This is a genomic window from Streptomyces sp. NPDC059169, assembly GCF_042755225.1.
Taxonomy (GTDB): domain Bacteria; phylum Actinomycetota; class Actinomycetes; order Streptomycetales; family Streptomycetaceae; genus Streptomyces.
The window spans coordinates 1-15,719 of the sequence record NZ_JBHZCF010000029.1 but is presented as its reverse complement, the minus strand read 5'-3'; the positions used below and the strand labels follow the sequence as shown (position 1 = coordinate 15,719).

Sequence of the window (15,719 nt, the reverse complement as noted above, 5' to 3'; positions counted from 1 at the left end):
CGCCCGGAGCGCGTTCCCGGCGGAAGGCTGCGGAACATGACGAGTCCCCCCTTGGCACCGCCACACCGCACGACGTACCGGGAGGTATTGGCGGAGCGTAGGTTCCGGTTGCTCTTCCTCAGCCGCACGGTGGCGATCACCGCGGACTCCTTGCGCATCTCGGCGTTCTCCGTACTGGTCTTCGCGACCACGGGGTCCCCTCTGCTGAGCGCGGTCTCCTTCGGCGCCGGGTTCCTACCCCAGATGCTCGGCACCGTGCTGCTCGGCTCGCTCGCCGACCGGCTGCCGCCGAGGGCGCTGATCGCCGGCGGCTACCTGCTGGAGGCCGCCGCCGTGTCGGTCTTGGCACTGCTGCCGCTGCCCATCGCGGTGAGCCTGTCGCTGGTGGTGCTCGTCGCCCTGGTGACGCCGGTGTTCCACGGCGCCTCGGGACGGTTGGTCGCGAAGTGGCTCACCGGTGACGCCTACGTCCTGGGGCGGTCGTTGAACAACATGGCCTCGTCGGCCGCGCAGTTGGTGGGGCTCGCGATCGGCGGTGCCGCTGTCGCGGCCCTCGGCGCGCGTCAGGCACTCGTCGTCGGCGGGGCGCTCCACCTCCTGGCCGCGGCCGCGGTGCGGTGGGGACTGCCGGACGTGCCGCCGGAAGGCGGGCCGTCGGGCTCCCTCGTACGGTCCAGCATGAGCGGTGCGGGCGGCCTGTTCCGCTTCCGCGGCGCGCGACGGTTGTTGTTGGCCCAGTGGCTGCCGGGCGCGTTCACGGCCGGTGCGGAGGGGCTGCTGATCGCCTACGCGGGGCAGCAGCGCTTCGCCGCAGGAGCCTACGCCCTGCTGATGGCTGCGCTGCCCGTCGGCATGCTGTTGGGCGACCTCATCGTCGGCCGTCTCCTGCGGCCTTCGGTACGGGAGCTGCTGGTGGTGCCACTGGTCGCGGTCATGGGGCTGCCGCTGCTCGTCTTCGTGACGCGTCCCGAGGTGGTCCCGAGCATCGTGCTGCTCGTCGTCACCGGCACAGGATTCGCCTACGCCCTCGGTCTGCAGCGGGCCTTCCTCGACTGCCTGCCCGTAGGTGCCCAGGGGCAGGCCTTCGGCATGGTCCATTCCGGAGCCATGACGGGCCAGGGCCTCGGACCCCTCCTCTTCGGTGGGCTCGCCACCGCCGTCGGAACGGGTCCGGCGATGGCCGCGGCGGGGGGCGCCACGGTGCTCACCGCCTGCTGGATCGCCAGCTGGCGCTCCTCCGGCCCCACGACGCCCACCGGCCCCTGAGGAGGCAGGGCGCGCAGCTGGGCCCCTCGGGGATCGGGGAACGCGCCGGTTGTGCGGATCGCCGGCGGTTCCCTCCAGGTGCCCGTCCGAGCGCATCTCTTCTGCGGGCCGTCCGAGCAGACTCCCGCCGAGGCCGCAGGTGTTCGCCGACGGCAGCGGTTGCCTCCTGAGCCGTGACCGATGCCCTTTCCGGGAGCCGGCCACGGCTGCGGGGAGGAAGGGAGGCGAGGCGCGGACGAGAGGTGCCGCATGTTCAGCGGTGCGTGAGCCTGGTGGCCCGCTGCTGGGGAACGCCCCCGTGGTGCGACACGGTACGCCCCGACGGGGACGCCGACGTCTCGTCGCCCGGCAGGCCGGAGGTGAGGAGCGCCTCGAAGAGCTCTCGACCCGCGATCAGCGCCTGGCGCATGGACTCCATGTCGCGGTCCTGCGCGGGCTGACGGGAAACCCGGTGGAGCAGCCGCGCCCCCCTGGCTTGCCGGGGGAACAGCACGGACAGCCTCCGGAGCCTGCGGCCGGGTGATTCGGCGGGCAACCCCCTTTCGACGGCGAGCCGGTGCAGCAGCCGGTTGGCGTTGACCGTCGCCGCTCCGGGGTCGTCAACGAACCGCTCCTGGATGCCCGTCCACTGGGCGACGTACTGTTCCCGCGCGGAGTCGCCGATGGGCGTCAGCTTCGGGCGGCCGACCCGAAGGCGAAATCCGCCGCTCCTGCCGCTCCGCCGCACCGGGCGGGCCAGCAGGAGGGCGAGGATCATGGCCGCTGCGACCCCGAGGATGGCAAGTGCACTGGTGGACATCGCTTCCTCCCTTGCCGGGGATTCCTCTGTGGCGAGGCTTGCTGTGACTACGCGTTACCTGGTGCGGGCAGGGGCAAACGCCCCCGCGCACGGTCGGAGCGCCGTCCGCCACCGGACCTCGGGGAAGCACGATCCGGTGCCCGTGCCTCCGAAGGGGCGGGTGGCCAGGTCGCAGCGGATGACGGACGGTGCGCGCGACGGTCGGCGATGACGAGCGGTGCACGCGGCGCCGTGCAAGGGGAATGGGCCGTTCGGTGGGGTCCGTCGCGCCGGGGCGGCGGTCGAAGGACTTCCGGGCCTCTCTGCCGACCGGCCGGGACGTCTGATGCGGCCCGATGCCCCGGGAAGCGTCGCCACCGTGACCGCCGGCCGGGCGCGGGGCCGCCCGGGGCCGAACCAATCATCCGCGCGGCCACCCGGGCACTTCCGTGAACGGGTCGTCCGTGCTGTTCAGGGAGGTGCCTGCGGCAAGGAGTGCAGCGACTGCAAATATTGGTGAGCGGCAAGTATTCTGCTTGCGCCCGTCGGTCTGTGTACGGCCGGGGAGAAGGGGAGGTGGGCTGTGCGGAGCACGGTCGGTGCTCAAGGTGCTGGGGCGTCGGCTCCACGGGCGCCCGTTCTTCCGGTGCCGGAAGCCCGCGCGGTCCCTTCCGCCCCGGGGAGAGGCGTCGAGCCGCCCCTGACCATCCTGCTGGTCGAGGACGACGACGGTGACGCCCTGCTGGTGGAGGAGACGCTGCGGGACAGCGGTCTGACCGCACGGCTGACCCGCGCCCGCTCCCTCGCTGCAGCACTCCGCCTGCTCGGCGCCGAGGGCGGTGTGCCGGACCAGTGCGTCCTGCTGGACCTGCACCTGCCCGACGCGGAGGGCTTGGACGTCGTCCAACGGGTGCTACGGGCGGCACCGGCGACCGCGGTCGTGGTGCTGACCGGGCTCGCTGAGGAAAGGGTCGGACTGTCCGCGGTCGCGGCGGGTGCGCAGGACTACCTGATCAAGGGGGCCCTCGACCCGGCGGTCCTGGAGCGCTCCATCCGCTACGCCGTCCAGCGGCGACAGATCGAGCAGGCGGCCGTCGCGCTGGAAGCCGGTCGTCTGCGCGCCCAGGAGAACGCCCGACTCGAGCGGGGGCTCCTGCCTTCCCCGCTGCTCCACGAAGGGTCCGTGGACGTTGTGGCCCGCTACGAGCCGAGCCGTTCCCTGGGCCTGCTGAGCGGCGACTTCTACGACGTGGTCGAGACGTCCGACGGTACGGTCCACGCCGTCATCGGCGACGTCTCGGGCCATGGCCCGGACGAGGCGGCACTGGGTGTCTGCCTCCGTGTGGCCTGGCGGTCCTTCACTCTCGCCGGAGTCACGGGAACCGACGTGTGCGAGCTCATGCAGAAGGTCCTGGTGGCCGAGCGCACGGGGCCCGAGATCTTCGCCACCGTCATGACCGTGGAGCTGCCGCCCGGCCTGGCCCGGGCCAAGGTCGTACGCGCCGGGCACCCGCCCTTGTTGCTCCGCGAGGTCGGCGGCGTGCGGCTCGTGGAGACCGCTGCGGGTCCGGCCCTCGGACTGCTGCCCGGCGGGACGCACCCCTGGCGTGAGGACCTGATGGACCTACCGGCGGCCGGGGCGCTGGCGCTCTTCACCGACGGCCTCTTCGAAGGCAGGATCAGCGACGACGGGCGCAGACTCGGCGAGGAGGGCCTGCTCGCCCTGGCAGCGGCGCACGCGAACGGTACGGCAGAGGAGTTCGTCACCGCGATGATCTCCGACACCCGCGCGTTGTCGGCCGCGTACGGCGGACACAGCGACGACGTCGCGCTCCTCCACCTCGAATGGAAGCAGCAGAAGTGAGTGACCTGGAAGACCGCCGACGTGCCGGCATGGTACCCGCACCGGGTGCGCGCCGGTCGTGGCTCACCGTGCCCATGTGGTTCGGGCTCGCCTTCACCGCGATCCTCGTCGCCCTGTGCGGCTTCGCCGCGGTCGGGGCGCAGTTGCTGTCGCAGAACGCCACGGAGTCGGACGAGCTCGTCGATCGGATCCAGCCCGCCCGGGTGGACGCCTATCGGATGCAGAAGGCGCTCATCGACCAGGAGACGGGTGTGCGGGGGTTCGTCCTCAGCAGGGACCCCCGATGGCTGGAGCCGTACACCCAGGGCCAGCAGGAGGCGGAGTCCGCCGACCGGGCGCTCCGGACATCGCTGTCGGGGGACCCCGGGCTGCTCGCGACCCTCGCCCAGGTGGAGCGCACGGCCGGGGCGTGGCGGGAGAACCACGCCGAACCGCTCGTGGAACGGACCCGCAAGGGAGTCGTTCCGGCCGCGGGTACGACCGAACTCCAGGCGAGCAGGAGCACCTTCGACCGGCTGCGGGACCAGTTCGAGGAGCTGAACCAGGACCTGCTGGACAGACGGACCGTTGCCAGGGCCGACATGCAGCGCACCCGCGAGAGCCACAACTGGCTGTTCGCCGGCATGCTCGCTGTTTTCCTGGCCATCGCGGGCGCCCTCGCGGTGCTGTTGCACACGGCCGTGGGGCGACCCTTCACTGCGCTCCGCGAAGCGTCCCAGCAAGTGGCGGACGGGGACTTCGGCCGTCGCATCGAGGTAACGGGGCCGGCCGACGTCCGTGGAGTCGCCACGGCGGTGGAGGCGATGCGGGTGCGGGTGATCGCGGCGCTCGACGCATCGCGGGCGCGTGAAGAACTGCTGGAGCGGCGTACCGTCGAACTCGACGAGCAGGCCGTGGAACTGCGTCGCTCCAACGCCGAGCTGGAACAGTTCGCGTACGTCGCCTCGCACGACCTCCAGGAGCCGCTGCGGAAGGTCGCCTCGTTCTGCCAGTTGCTCGAGAAGCGCTACGGCGACCAGCTGGACGACCGGGCCAAGCAGTACATCGACTTCGCCGTCGACGGCGCCAAGCGCATGCAGGTGCTGATCAACGACCTGCTCACCTACTCCCGGGTCGGCAGGGTCAACGACGCGCGGGAAGCGGTCGAACTCGACGGAGTGGTCGACGGTGCTCTGGCCAACCTCGGCACGGCCATCGAGGAGGCCCGGGCCTCCGTCGAGCGCCCTGGGCTGCTCCCCGCCGTCACGGGCGATCCCACGCTGCTGGGCATGCTGTGGCAGAACCTCCTCGGGAACGCCGTCAAGTTCCGTGCTCCCGACCGCAACCCCGTGATCAGGATCGCCGTGGAGCGGGACGGCTCCGGCGAGGAGCCGACCTGGCACTACTCGGTGACCGACAACGGCATCGGGATCCCCGGGGAGTTCTCCGAGAAGGTCTTCGTCATCTTCCAGCGCCTCCACGGTCGTGACGCCTACGGTGGTACCGGTATAGGGCTCGCCCTGTGCAAGAAGATCGTCGAGCACCACGGCGGGCGGATCTGGATCGATGCCGCCCACACCGGAGGCACCCGGATCCACTTCACCCTGCCCGCCGCCCGACGAGGCTCCGAGGGGCCGCCACGACCGCGGTCAGCCGCTTCCGCAACCCGTACCGCGGGCTCGTCCGCGTCCCCCACAGGAGACCACGCATGAACGCCCCCGCCAAGCCCATCGAGGTGCTCCTCGTCGAGGACGACCCCGGTGACGAGCTGATGACCAGGGAAGCCTTCGAGGACAACAAGATCGGCAATACCCTCCACGTGGTCCGCGACGGACAGGAGGCACTCGACTTCCTGTACCGCCGGGGAGAGCACGGTGAGGCTCCGCGCCCCGATCTGATCCTCCTCGACCTCAACCTGCCCAAGTACGACGGCCGACAGGTCCTGGAGCGCATCAAGGCGGACGCCGACCTGACCCACATCCCCGTCGTCGTCCTGACGACCTCCGCGGCCGAGGAAGACATCCTCCGTAGCTACCGGCTGCACGCCAGCGCCTACGTCACCAAGCCGGTCGACCTGGAGCAGTTCATCGCGGCGATCCGTAAGATCGACGACTTCTTCGTCACGGTCGTACGACTTCCGCGCCCCTGACGGCCCCTGGCGGCTCCCGCACGGGCGGTACGCATGCCTTGTGGCATGGTTTGTACAGTAGGTGACGTTCGGTCCCACGACCCGTCCGGCGGTTCGGTGGGACCGGCGCCCGGCAGCACGGACGGCGTGCTCCCGTACCGAGAGGGCTGGTGCACGTGGACGAATTCGCCGCGGTCGAGCGGGCTCTGCGCAGTGCCGCACCGGATGACCTGCTCGGTGTGGTGACGCATGTGCTCATGCAGCGGTACGGCGCAGAGCGCGTCGAGTTGCGGCTCGTCGACTACGGGATGCGGTCGCTGCAGGCCGTCGAGAACGTTCCGTTCACCACGCGCCCCGTGTCGGTGCACGGAAGCCCCCAGGGCCGGGCCTTCGGGGCCCAGGAGCCGTACGTCGAGCGGGACGCCGACACGGGCACGGCCACGGTCCACCTCCCGGTCACCGTCCGCGGTGACCGCACGGGTGTGCTGTCGGTGGGCCTGCCGGAAGAGCGCTACTCGCCGCACCTGCTGCCCGGGATGGAGCACCTCTGCGAAGCGCTCGGTCACGAGATCCTGGTCGCCGAGCGCGACACGGACCTGTACGTCCTCGCGCGACGGGCGGCCCGGTTGACCCTCGCGGCCGAGATGCAGTGGCAGCTCCTCCCCGGCCGGGCCTGCGCGCGGCGCGAATTCGCCCTCGGTGCGCACTTGGAACCGGCATACGCGATCTTCGGCGACAACTACGACTGGTCGGCCTCCGCCGCCGACCTGACGCTGACGGTGACCAATGGCATGGGGGAGGGCATCGAAGCGGCGCTGCTGAGCAACCTGGCGGTCAACGCCCTGCGCAACGCCCGGCGGGCCGGCCTCGACCTCGCCGGTCAGGCTGCGCTCGCCGACCAGGCGGTCTATGCCCACTACCGGGGTCGCGCCTACGTGTCGGTGCTGTTGCTGCGCTTCGACCTCAGTACCGGTGAGGTGGAGGCCGTCGACGCGGGATCGCCACGTGCCTGGCGGCTGCGGGACGGCTCCGTCGAGCCGCTCGCGTTCGAGGCGCAGCTGCCACTGGGCATGTTCGAAGAGACGGTCTACGAGCCGGAGCGCTTCACGGTGCGCCCGGGTGACCGGCTGCTGTTCGGGAGCGACGGGGTGTACGACGCGGCGTCACCGCTGGGGGAGAAGTACGGGGACCGGGCCCTGGCCCGGGCACTCAACGCCACGCGGTTGCTCCCGCCGGCGCAGGTGCCGGGGGCGGTGCTACGCGAACTCGCCGAATATCACGGTGAGTCGCCCCTGGACGACGATGCCCTGGTGGTGTGTCTCGACTGGACGGGGCGCGACAGCGGTGGCGCCGCGGAACTCCCCGCGGACACGGGTGCGGACGGAGGTTCCCCAGAGACAGTTGCTGATTGACAATTGTTGTCGCATGGGGCATTCTCTTCGCGTGGTCTCCGGTCTCCGGTCTCCGGTCGTCAGGCCGGCCATGCCGGGGAGTCCGGCGGTGCCCCGCGATCGCGCGCGGGCCCTCTCCCTCGGCCGGCGGCATCGCGGAAGCCCGCCAGGCCTTCGAGCAGGGAGGCGCGAGCGGTGGGGCTCATGGCCTGGATGGCAGTGAGCAGGGCCCCTTCCCGCTGCGCCCGGAGGTCGGTGAGGTAGGACCTACCGCGGCCGGTGAGCCGGAGGGTCAGCTCCCGTCGGCTGACCGGGCTCGGCGTGCGCTCCACGAAGCCGACGGCTTCGAGGCGGTCGCAGAGGCGGCTCGCCGACGACGGGGCCGAGCCCAGCATGTGGCCGAGGGCGCGGAGGTTGATGCCGTCCTCGCGTTCGAGGCAGTACAGGACCCGCAGCTGGGAAGCGGACACGGGCGACGTGGGAGTGACCTCCCGGCCTCGTTCCCACAGCACCTCGAGCAGCTCGACGACCTCGCACGCCGCTCTGGCGGCTTCCTCGGACCATCGCGGCGAGGAAGGGGGATCCGCGCTCATATCTCTGACACTCCGCATCGACCGTCCTGCTGTCTGCCTCTCGCCCCTGGTCGCGGTTCGCTGCGTGGCGACGGTCCCACGTACGGAAATCGGCCGCCTGTACCCATGCCCTGACTGGCAGGGCATCCGTCCCGCAAGGTCCACCCTATCCCGCGCCCCGCCGTCACCCCGGTGTGCGCGCGGGGGTCAGTTCGGGCTCGGGGGCCAGGGGGGCCGATCGGTTGCCGGTGCGGCGTCCAGGGCGTGGCCGACCGTGGGGAAGCATGCGACGACCTGGTGCGCGCCGCTCACGGTCAGCAGGCGCATGACGCGGCTGCCGACCCCGGCGAGCAGGAGTCGGCCCTCCATGCGCAGGCACAGCCGGTTGAGCGACAGCAGGCAGTTCAGGCCGCGCGAGTCGCAGAAGGTGAGTGCCGTCAGATCGAGGACGAGGTGCCGGTGCCCGCCCCCGATGAGGCGGCCCGCGTGGATGAGGAGGTCCTGCTCGGTCTCCATGTCGAGTTCCCCGGACACCCGGAGTGCGGCGAACCCCCGTCCAGGAGGAGGTTCGTGACGGTGATCCGATCGTCGTCGCTGAACACCTGAACCTCCGCACCGTGGGGCGCCCGTGGTCCCCGAGTCCAGTTCTAGGTGAAACAGTTAGTAAATGGCAACTGTCCGGCGGGGACGGCCCGCCCGATCCGTCCGCTCCTCGATGCGTGGACGGCGCGTCCGCCACCGGATCTGCGCCGCCTGCGCGGGGTGATCGTCCGCCTCACGCGTGTCCGGGCCGTCATGGGGCAGGCTCAACACTCATGACCATCTACGTCATCACCATCCCCGGCACGCTCCGCACGGAGCTGACCGCCGACGCCCGCGCCGACCTCGTCCGCAAGCTCAAGCCCGCGGATCCCCGGGGCACCGGCTTCGGGGCCGCCGAAGACCTGGACATGCTCAGCTTCTACGGAGACTCCTCGGCCTTCAGCCTCCGCCTGGAAGTGGAAGCCGAGGACAACGCTTCGGCCGAGAGCAAGGCGCACGACCTCGCCGCCGAAGCCTTGAGGTCGGCAGGACTGACGACGGAGCAGGCAGTGCTCGGAGACCCGGTCATCACGGGCATCGACGCCGGATAGCGCAGGCCGCGAGGGCACGGGCGCGGCGGAAGTCCCGACGGGGATCGTGCCGCAGCGACCGGGCCCTCGCGGCGCCCGAGCGACCGTACCTCCCGGTCGGGAGTCCCCGCGCGGCGCCCAGGCCGCTCGCCCTGCGGGCGGCGGTTCCGGGCTATCCCAGCGGGACGAGGGCGGTGATGAGCTTCCCACCGTGGTCCCGACGGGTGATCGCGACGTTCCGGGCCAGCGTGAGGATGAGCCGCCAGCCGAATCCGCCGATGCGGACCCTGTCGCGGCCCTCCGTGCGGTTCGGCAGCTCCGGAAGCCGGTCGCTCCGGTCGCCGACGCTCACCCGGACTTCCGAGTCCGTGACCTCGGCGGCGAAGTCCGTGACGCCGCCACCGTGCCGAAACGCGTTCGTCACCAGTTCGGAGGTGACCAGCAGGGCATCGGAGAGACTGGTTTCCCCGCACGGGCCCGGCAGCGGGGAGGGGCGATCGTGCAACAGCACTTCCACTCGCTTGCGCGCCTGCGCCGGGCTGCTGGGCAGGGCCCGCTTCGGATTGCGACGTGTGCCTTTCATGTCACCGGTCATCACACTCATACACCCCCGGGGTGCGTATCGGCCGCCGGGGCGGCCTGTGGTCCGACAAAGGCAGCGGGCCCGCCGCACGACGAAACGGCAGCGGGCCCGTCAGCACGTGCGGAATTCAGTGCCGAAACGCGTCCTTGGTCTTTTCCTTCGCTTCGCGGAGATCGCCCTTGGAACGCTCCGCGCGACCCTCCGCAGCCATCCGTTCATTGCCCACGGCGCGGCCCACCGCTTCCTTCACGGCACCCTTGGCCTGCTCCACCTTCGACTTCGCCTTCTCGTTCCCGGTCACAGCACATCACTTCCCTCGTCGTGCTCGGCAACAGGTGTGCGCTGTTTCGCCTGACCGCTCGATCCGGAGTCAAACCTGGTGCGCCGGCGAACGCCGGTGGCGCCGCACGTACGCGGACGCGTACCCCGGTTCGGTCAGGAGACCGTAGCGGCGTCCAGCGTCGGCCGGATGTCGAGGACCTGGTCCCCGCCGGTGATCTCCAGCAACCGCAGCAGCTGAGCCTGGGGCGCTGCGACCCGCAGGGTGGTGCACCGGTGGATACGCAACACGAGGTTGAGGAAGCTGGAGTCGGCGAAGGTGATTCCGGAAGCGTCCAGGACCACGGTGGAATGCGATGCGGACGCCTCCGTGAGGGCGTCCGTCAGCGGCGGGAGGTTGTTGAGGTCCAGATCGCCGTGTGCGGCGACCACCCAGAGCCCGTCAACCGCGTACTGGTCGACGACTTGCCCCGTGGCGACCGGTTCGGCGCTCGGGGACGGGGACCGGTCTTCACTGCTCGCGTCCATGCAGGGGAGTATGCCCTGCCGAGGCGTTCGGCGTGAGAAGGGGAACAGCCCTTTTTGCCGCGCCTGCAGGGGCGATGACGTGTGGCGGAGCCCGTCGGCCGGCCACGGTCCGTTCCTTCTGCGACGCACCGTTGCGGCCCACTGCATCAGGCGAGGGGCAGCAACACGCTGATCCTCTTCCCTCCCGCGGCCAGAGGAGTGACGACGATGCGCGTGGCGAGCCGCTGGACCAGGGGCCATCCGTAACCGCCGACGGGAAACGCCTGCGTGTCAGGACGCTGCCGTACGGCAGGCATTCGATCGCTGTGGTCGCTCACGGACAGCTCCAGCCCGCCGTCCGTCACGCGCACGGAGAACTCCGCGACACCGTCCCCGTGTCGGATCGCGTTCGTGACCAACTCCGAGGTGACGAGCAGGGCATCGGTCAGCGCCATCCCCGCCCGGGGCTCCCCGGACCCCACGGAGTGGCGGGTGTGCTCCTGCAGACAGCACGCGACCAGGTCACGGGCGGCGGCAGCGCTCCACGGGTGGGGCGTCCTTTCGGACCCGCGTTCCTCGCCCGCCACGTCGGTCGGCGCCACGTCCACCCCCTGACCCGCTCGTGGTCCGGCCCCGGCCCGCCGCCGGTGGCCCCGCGCAGCCACCGACTGTTGGCCAGCGACTCAACCACCGTCAAACCGGGGCGGGTTCGGACCTCCGCTCGTGCTCCGTTCCGAACCGGGTGCATCCCCGGGGGCATGCACCGGTGGAACGAGGGTACCCGCAGACTGGCCGCGCACGGCGGGCCGCACGAACGACATGGGAGGGCACAGCATGGCAGCCGTTATTGCAGTGACAACGGCGGGGGCGGCACCGGCTTCTGCCACGGACTGCGGGACGGAGCTGCCGCAGATCAACGATCCGCTCACGGTCAAACCGGCGGACGCCCGGAGCATCTCGAGGGAGTTCTTCAACCGCCTGGCGCTACTCGAGGAAGGGACGCACGAGCACCAGTACGTGCGCAACACCCTCATCGAGATCAACCTGTCGCTGGTGAAGTACGCGGCATCGCGGTTCCGCCACCGCGGCCACGACGAGATGGAAGACATCGTCCAGGTGGGCACCATCGGGCTCATCAAGGCCATCGACCGGTTCGAACTGTCCCGCGAGGTCGAGTTCACCTCCTTCGCCGTGCCGTACATCGTCGGCGAGATCAAGAGGTTCTTCCGCGACACCACGTGGGCCGTCCACGTGCCGCGCCGCCTTCAGGAGGCCCGGGTCGAACTGGCGAAGGCGACCGAGGAACTGCGGACCCGGCTCGGCCGCATGCCGACGGTGCGGGAGCTGTCGGAGCTGATGAGCCTGTCGGAGGAGGACGTGATCGAGGCCCGTAAGGCCTCCAACTGCTACAACTCCGCCTCCCTGGACGCGGCTCTGAGCGGTGACGAGCACACCGACGGTGAGGCCGTCCTGGCCGACTTCATCGGCGAGGAGGAACGGGGCCTCGAGCTCGTCGAAGACTTCCACGCCCTCGCCCCGCTGATCTCCCAGCTCGACGAGCGGGAGCGACTGATCATCCACCTGCGGTTCGTCGAGGAACTCAGCCAGGCGGACATCGGCAAGAACCTCGGGGTCTCGCAGATGCACGTCTCCCGCCTGCTGGCCCGCATCATCAAGAAGTTGCGCAAGGGCATGCTGACAACAACATGACCCCACGTCACACAGTACGTCACCGGGGAAGTCGCCGTCCCCAGGAGGGCTGCGCGCCACCACGTACGGCGGCACACATGGGCCCGGTGCCGCGTTTCCCCTTTTGGATCGAGGCCCACGGCGCCACCCGAGCTGTTCGTCAGCGCGGTGGGACGGACGGTGCCCTGGGAGCGGGTCCCAGGGTCGTGGTGCCGGGCGCCGCCCTGTGACCCAATCCCGTGCGGTACACGTCGAGTGCGGCCTCGGTACGCCCGCTGCGCCGCAGCAGATCGCCCAGCAGTCGGCACAGGTCGGCGAGGTCCCCACTGGCTCCGCTGCGCTCGAGCAGCGCCAGCGCCAGCACGTAGTGCTCCTCCGCGCCCTCGGTCTCGCCCCGGTCCTCGGCGATCAGCCCGAGGAGCCGGTGCGCCCCGCCGGCGTGGACCGCGCCGTGCCGGTCGCCCAGCTCCAGCAGGGCGGAGAGCAGCTCGGCGGCCTCGTCGTGGCGTCCCAGCCGGCGCAGCACGTCGGCGAGTTCGACCTCCACCTGGGCGGTGAAGAGCACGGCGCGCTTGGCGGTGAGCATCTCCCGCGCCGTGCGCAGTTCCTGCTCGGCGAGGACGAGGTCGCCGTTCTGCGCCATGACGTATCCGCGCATCCAGTGGCAGTGGGCGAGGTCCGTCCGCAGCCGCAGTTGGCGGTAGATCGTCTGAGCCTTGGCCAGCGAGGCGTCGGCGTCCTCGTTTCGTCCCTCGGCGAGGAATGTCCGCGCCACCTGCCGGTGCATGCCCGCCACCAACGCCGGATCGTCGACCTGGGGCGCCAGCGCCAGCGCGAGCTCGGCGGCGTGCGCGGCCCGGGCGTGGGCGCCCATGTCGATGTACGGGCCGATGACTGCCGCGTACAGCAGCACCAGGGCCTCGGGGTCCACCAGCCCGCTCGCACCGAGCTCGTCGATGGTCGATTCGAGGAGGTAGCAGGCGTACCGCAGTTCCCCGGCCAGCAGGTGTGCGACGGCGCGGCCCCGGATCGCGCGGGCGCGCCGGGGCAGCGGTTGTTCGGCCAGGAGCCGTTCCGCCTCCTCGAAGTGCTGTCGCGCGTTGCCGAGTTCGCCGGTCTCCAGGGCGCACTCCCCGAGTCCGAGTAGCGCCTCGGCCTGCTCGGGGATGAGGTCGAGGTGTTCCGCGTCCGTGAGGAGCCTGCGGTAGCCGACCGCGGCCTCGTCGGCCGCGCCGGTGGCGAGCTGCTGCTGGGCGTCCGTGAGCGCGAGCCGCAGCTCGGTGGCCAGATGGGCGGGGCGACCCGTGGCCAGCTCCTCGAACGACGTTCCGAGCCGCTCCGCGAGGAAGCGCAGTGCGGTCTCCGAGGGCCGCACCTTGCCCGACTCCAGTGTCGAGACGTACGCCGGCGTGTAGGCCGGCTCAGCCAACTGCCTCTGCGTCAAACCGCGTTCACTGCGCAGTCGCTGTACTCGACGGCCGATCTCGGCCGGTTCGTCCATGGAACACCCCCTGGTTCTTCAACTCACCAGTATTCAGGGGGACTAGGCATTGCGCACCTCCTCGGCCGACTCCTCGCCCGAGTGAGGAATTCCATGCGATTCCCCGGCTGTTGTGTGCATAGACGGGGGAACGCATGTTCTCGGCACCGCGCGGAGCCCTGGCGGCTGTCGGTGTGACCGCCGCCCTCGCGGCTCAGCTGATCGCCGCACCCGGCACTGCGGCGGGAGGTCCGACCGGGCCGCGCGGGACCGTCGGCTACGAGGGGAGCCGACCGCCTCCGCGGGCCATGAGAAGTCCGGCCAGGTGGCCATCCACGCCCGGTCCGGACCGCCTCCCGCCGCCGGGGCGCCCGCCTCCGCTACCGGGACGTCGGCACCGAAGCCCGCCGCCCGCCCGGATCGATGCGGGGCCTGCCCCCGCGGGTGATGACACCCGCGGGGGCACCCGCCCCGGCCCGCGTCACGGTGCCGCGGGATCGAGCACCACGGACAGTTCCGCCAGGCCGCGGAACGCCGGGAACGGCACCTCCATCCACGGGGCTTCGCGCGTGGGATCGGCCAGCGCCACCCGGGGGAAGCGGCCGAACAGCCCGCCCAGCGCCAACTGCATCTCCAGTCTGGCCAGGGGGGCTCCCAGGCAGTAGTGACCGCCGTGGCCGAAGCCCAGATGGGCGTTCTGCGCGCCGACTTCCCGCGTCACGTCGAACTCGTCCGGGGAGTCGAACTTCCGCGGGTCGCGGTTGGCGGCCATCAGGGCGATCTGTACCAAGGCGCCCTTGGGGATCCGGGTCCCGGACATCTCCAGGTCCTCCGTGGCGTACCGGAACGTCGCGGTCTCCACGGAGCCGTCGAAGCGCACCACTTCCTCCACCGCCTGCGGGATCAGCTCCGGATCGTCGAGGACGGCGCGGAGTTGCGCAGGATGGGAGAGCAGGTGGTACACGGCGTTGCCGATGAGGTAGGCGGTCGTCTTGTGACCTGCGAACATCAGCAGGAACGCCGTCGAGACCAGCTCGTTCTCGCTGAGCCCGCCGTCGTTGTCGCGGACCGCGGTGAGTGCGCTGAGCAGGTCGTCACCCGGACGGCTGCGCTTGCGCGCGATGAGGTCGGCGAAGTACCCGTGCAGGCTCTCCTCCGCCTTGGCCTGGGCTTCCTTGGACTCCTTGCTGAACCCGGTCTGCGCCACCGTCGTCGACCAGAGCTGCATCTGCTCCCGCTCCTCCTGCGGCACGCCGAGCAGTTCGCAGATCACGGTGATGGGCAGCGGGAACGCGAAGGCGGGCAGCAGGTCGACCGGTTCGCGCACGGGGCACGCGTCCAGCAGCGTCTCGACGACCTTCTGGATCTTCGGGCGCAGTGCCTCCACCCGGCGCGGGGTGAACGCGGAGTTCACCAGTTTGCGGAGCCGGGTGTGCTTGGGCGGGTCGGAGTTGAGCATGTTGTCGTCCAGGGCCACGGAGGAATCGCCGAAGATCCTCCGATAGGCGTCCATGGCTCCGTACATGTCCTTGCTCAGACGCGGGTCCGACAGCGCGGCCCGGGCGTCCTCGTACCGTGTGATCAGGTACGTGTCGACGCCGTGCGGCGGTCGCATGGGGCACACCGGTGCTGTCTCGCGCAGGTGTGCGTAGACCGGGTGCGGATTGCGCCGGTACTCGGGGGTGCACCGCTCTGCTGCGGCGACGGGATCTTCCACGGTGGTCACGGGCGGCTCCTGAGGTCGAAGAGGGCCTCGGCGTTGCCGCCGAGGATCAGCTGCTGGGACGCCTTGTCCAGGGGCAGCTTCTCGATCATGTGCCGGAATTCCTTCAGCGGCACGGAAATCGGCGGTGAGTCGGTGCCGAACAGCATCCGCTCGGGCCCCAGCACTTCCGCGTTCAGAGCGAGGTGGGCCGCGCTGAACGGGCTGGTGTCGACGTACATCCGTTGCAGTGCCGCGACCGGGTCGGCCGGCGGCCGACCGGATGCCGGCGAGGGGGTCGCACCCCCGGGGGGGGGGGGGGGGGGAAGCCCCAAGACGAGGGAGGGGGGGGGGGGGGGCATCGTATAGGAGAGAAAAAAAAAACCTCA

General features: G+C 70.8%; 17 protein-coding genes. 7 read left to right on the top strand and 10 right to left on the bottom strand.

Annotation, left to right across the window (positions count from 1 at the left end; translation table 11 throughout):
* Positions 1 to 36: 36 nt before the first annotated feature.
* Positions 37 to 1,266 carry an MFS transporter gene (locus ACFXOM_RS34430; protein WP_385041354.1) on the top strand — a complete coding sequence of 410 codons (1,230 nt, stop codon included), beginning with the start codon at positions 37 to 39 and terminating at the stop codon, positions 1,264 to 1,266.
* A 253-nt stretch (positions 1,267 to 1,519) separates the two neighbouring features.
* On the opposite strand, the gene ACFXOM_RS34425 is transcribed toward ACFXOM_RS34430, so the two are convergent.
* A complete protein-coding gene (locus ACFXOM_RS34425; RefSeq protein WP_384942321.1) occupies positions 1,520 to 2,065 on the bottom strand; it encodes a hypothetical protein in 546 nt (181 codons plus the stop codon).
* A gap of 625 nt (positions 2,066 to 2,690) precedes the next feature.
* Between ACFXOM_RS34425 and ACFXOM_RS34420 the strand changes: the two genes are divergently transcribed.
* The 4 genes from ACFXOM_RS34420 to ACFXOM_RS34405 all read left to right on the top strand — a co-directional run bounded on the left by ACFXOM_RS34420 (position 2,691) and on the right by ACFXOM_RS34405 (position 7,427).
* Positions 2,691 to 3,908, top strand: a complete 1,218-nt coding sequence (locus ACFXOM_RS34420) for a PP2C family protein-serine/threonine phosphatase (RefSeq protein WP_384942323.1) — start codon at positions 2,691 to 2,693, stop codon at positions 3,906 to 3,908.
* A 29-nt stretch (positions 3,909 to 3,937) separates the two neighbouring features.
* Complete coding sequence (locus ACFXOM_RS34415; RefSeq protein WP_384942346.1) at positions 3,938 to 5,599, top strand: CHASE3 domain-containing protein; 1,662 nt, start codon at positions 3,938 to 3,940, stop codon at positions 5,597 to 5,599.
* A complete protein-coding gene (locus ACFXOM_RS34410) occupies positions 5,596 to 6,036 on the top strand; it encodes a response regulator (protein ID WP_384942325.1) in 441 nt (146 codons plus the stop codon). Before ACFXOM_RS34415 ends, ACFXOM_RS34410 begins: the two co-directional genes overlap by 4 nt.
* Before the next feature lie 155 nt (positions 6,037 to 6,191).
* Positions 6,192 to 7,427: a PP2C family protein-serine/threonine phosphatase gene (locus ACFXOM_RS34405; RefSeq protein WP_384942348.1), complete on the top strand. Its 1,236-nt coding sequence runs from the start codon at positions 6,192 to 6,194 to the stop codon at positions 7,425 to 7,427.
* 59 nt (positions 7,428 to 7,486) lie between these two features.
* Here ACFXOM_RS34405 and ACFXOM_RS34400 read toward each other — a convergent pair whose 3' ends face one another.
* Together ACFXOM_RS34400 and ACFXOM_RS34395 are read right to left on the bottom strand one after the other, a co-directional pair.
* The gene (locus ACFXOM_RS34400; RefSeq protein ID WP_385041351.1) at positions 7,487 to 7,999 is read right to left on the bottom strand and encodes a MarR family winged helix-turn-helix transcriptional regulator; all 513 of its coding nucleotides are present in this window, start codon (positions 7,997 to 7,999) and stop codon (positions 7,487 to 7,489) included.
* A 186-nt stretch (positions 8,000 to 8,185) separates the two neighbouring features.
* Entirely contained in the window at positions 8,186 to 8,623 is a 438-nt protein-coding gene (locus ACFXOM_RS34395) for an STAS domain-containing protein (RefSeq protein ID WP_385041371.1), read from the bottom strand.
* 170 nt (positions 8,624 to 8,793) lie between these two features.
* Between ACFXOM_RS34395 and ACFXOM_RS34390 the strand changes: the two genes are divergently transcribed.
* Positions 8,794 to 9,111 (top strand): hypothetical protein, encoded by a 318-nt coding sequence (locus tag ACFXOM_RS34390; protein ID WP_384942331.1) that lies wholly within the window; start codon positions 8,794 to 8,796, stop codon positions 9,109 to 9,111.
* Between the two features lie 151 nt (positions 9,112 to 9,262).
* Here ACFXOM_RS34390 and ACFXOM_RS34385 read toward each other — a convergent pair whose 3' ends face one another.
* The 4 genes from ACFXOM_RS34385 to ACFXOM_RS34370 all read right to left on the bottom strand — a co-directional run bounded on the left by ACFXOM_RS34385 (position 9,263) and on the right by ACFXOM_RS34370 (position 11,061).
* A complete protein-coding gene (locus ACFXOM_RS34385) occupies positions 9,263 to 9,673 on the bottom strand; it encodes an ATP-binding protein (RefSeq protein WP_384949319.1) in 411 nt (136 codons plus the stop codon).
* A 127-nt stretch (positions 9,674 to 9,800) separates the two neighbouring features.
* On the bottom strand, positions 9,801 to 9,974 hold the full coding sequence (locus tag ACFXOM_RS34380) for a CsbD family protein (protein ID WP_384942334.1): 174 nt from the start codon (positions 9,972 to 9,974) through the stop codon (positions 9,801 to 9,803).
* 134 nt (positions 9,975 to 10,108) lie between these two features.
* Complete coding sequence (locus ACFXOM_RS34375) at positions 10,109 to 10,480, bottom strand: STAS domain-containing protein (RefSeq protein ID WP_384942336.1); 372 nt, start codon at positions 10,478 to 10,480, stop codon at positions 10,109 to 10,111.
* 146 nt (positions 10,481 to 10,626) lie between these two features.
* Positions 10,627 to 11,061, bottom strand: coding sequence for an ATP-binding protein (locus ACFXOM_RS34370; RefSeq protein ID WP_384942338.1), 435 nt, complete (start codon positions 11,059 to 11,061; stop codon positions 10,627 to 10,629).
* A gap of 232 nt (positions 11,062 to 11,293) precedes the next feature.
* Between ACFXOM_RS34370 and ACFXOM_RS34365 the strand changes: the two genes are divergently transcribed.
* Positions 11,294 to 12,169, top strand: a complete 876-nt coding sequence (locus tag ACFXOM_RS34365; protein WP_384942340.1) for an RNA polymerase sigma factor SigF — start codon at positions 11,294 to 11,296, stop codon at positions 12,167 to 12,169.
* 139 nt (positions 12,170 to 12,308) lie between these two features.
* Here the strand turns inward: ACFXOM_RS34365 and ACFXOM_RS34360 are convergent, their stop codons facing one another.
* From ACFXOM_RS34360 to ACFXOM_RS34350, 3 genes are all read right to left on the bottom strand, one after another.
* On the bottom strand, positions 12,309 to 13,649 hold the full coding sequence (locus ACFXOM_RS34360; protein ID WP_384942342.1) for a helix-turn-helix domain-containing protein: 1,341 nt from the start codon (positions 13,647 to 13,649) through the stop codon (positions 12,309 to 12,311).
* A 460-nt stretch (positions 13,650 to 14,109) separates the two neighbouring features.
* Complete coding sequence (locus ACFXOM_RS34355) at positions 14,110 to 15,354, bottom strand: cytochrome P450 (RefSeq protein ID WP_384943244.1); 1,245 nt, start codon at positions 15,352 to 15,354, stop codon at positions 14,110 to 14,112.
* Positions 15,351 to 15,572: an amidohydrolase family protein gene (locus ACFXOM_RS34350; RefSeq protein WP_385041349.1), complete on the bottom strand. Its 222-nt coding sequence runs from the start codon at positions 15,570 to 15,572 to the stop codon at positions 15,351 to 15,353. Before ACFXOM_RS34350 ends, ACFXOM_RS34355 begins: the two co-directional genes overlap by 4 nt.
* Between the last annotated feature and the right edge of the window lie 147 nt (positions 15,573 to 15,719).

What these genes read in the sequence shown, in the direction of transcription:
- ACFXOM_RS34430 (WP_385041354.1), top strand. Translation starts at nt 37, where the DNA reads ATGACGAGTCCCCCCTTGGCACCGCCACACCGCACGACGTACCGGGAG.
- ACFXOM_RS34425 (WP_384942321.1), bottom strand. Translation starts at nt 2,065, where the DNA reads ATGTCCACCAGTGCACTTGCCATCCTCGGGGTCGCAGCGGCCATGATC.
- ACFXOM_RS34415 (WP_384942346.1), top strand. Translation starts at nt 3,938, where the DNA reads ATGGTACCCGCACCGGGTGCGCGCCGGTCGTGGCTCACCGTGCCCATG.
- ACFXOM_RS34410 (WP_384942325.1), top strand. Translation starts at nt 5,596, where the DNA reads ATGAACGCCCCCGCCAAGCCCATCGAGGTGCTCCTCGTCGAGGACGAC.
- ACFXOM_RS34400 (WP_385041351.1), bottom strand. Translation starts at nt 7,999, where the DNA reads ATGAGCGCGGATCCCCCTTCCTCGCCGCGATGGTCCGAGGAAGCCGCC.
- ACFXOM_RS34390 (WP_384942331.1), top strand. Translation starts at nt 8,794, where the DNA reads ATGACCATCTACGTCATCACCATCCCCGGCACGCTCCGCACGGAGCTG.
- ACFXOM_RS34385 (WP_384949319.1), bottom strand. Translation starts at nt 9,673, where the DNA reads ATGAAAGGCACACGTCGCAATCCGAAGCGGGCCCTGCCCAGCAGCCCG.
- ACFXOM_RS34375 (WP_384942336.1), bottom strand. Translation starts at nt 10,480, where the DNA reads ATGGACGCGAGCAGTGAAGACCGGTCCCCGTCCCCGAGCGCCGAACCG.
- ACFXOM_RS34365 (WP_384942340.1), top strand. Translation starts at nt 11,294, where the DNA reads ATGGCAGCCGTTATTGCAGTGACAACGGCGGGGGCGGCACCGGCTTCT.
- ACFXOM_RS34360 (WP_384942342.1), bottom strand. Translation starts at nt 13,649, where the DNA reads ATGGACGAACCGGCCGAGATCGGCCGTCGAGTACAGCGACTGCGCAGT.
- ACFXOM_RS34350 (WP_385041349.1), bottom strand. Translation starts at nt 15,572, where the DNA reads ATGTACGTCGACACCAGCCCGTTCAGCGCGGCCCACCTCGCTCTGAAC.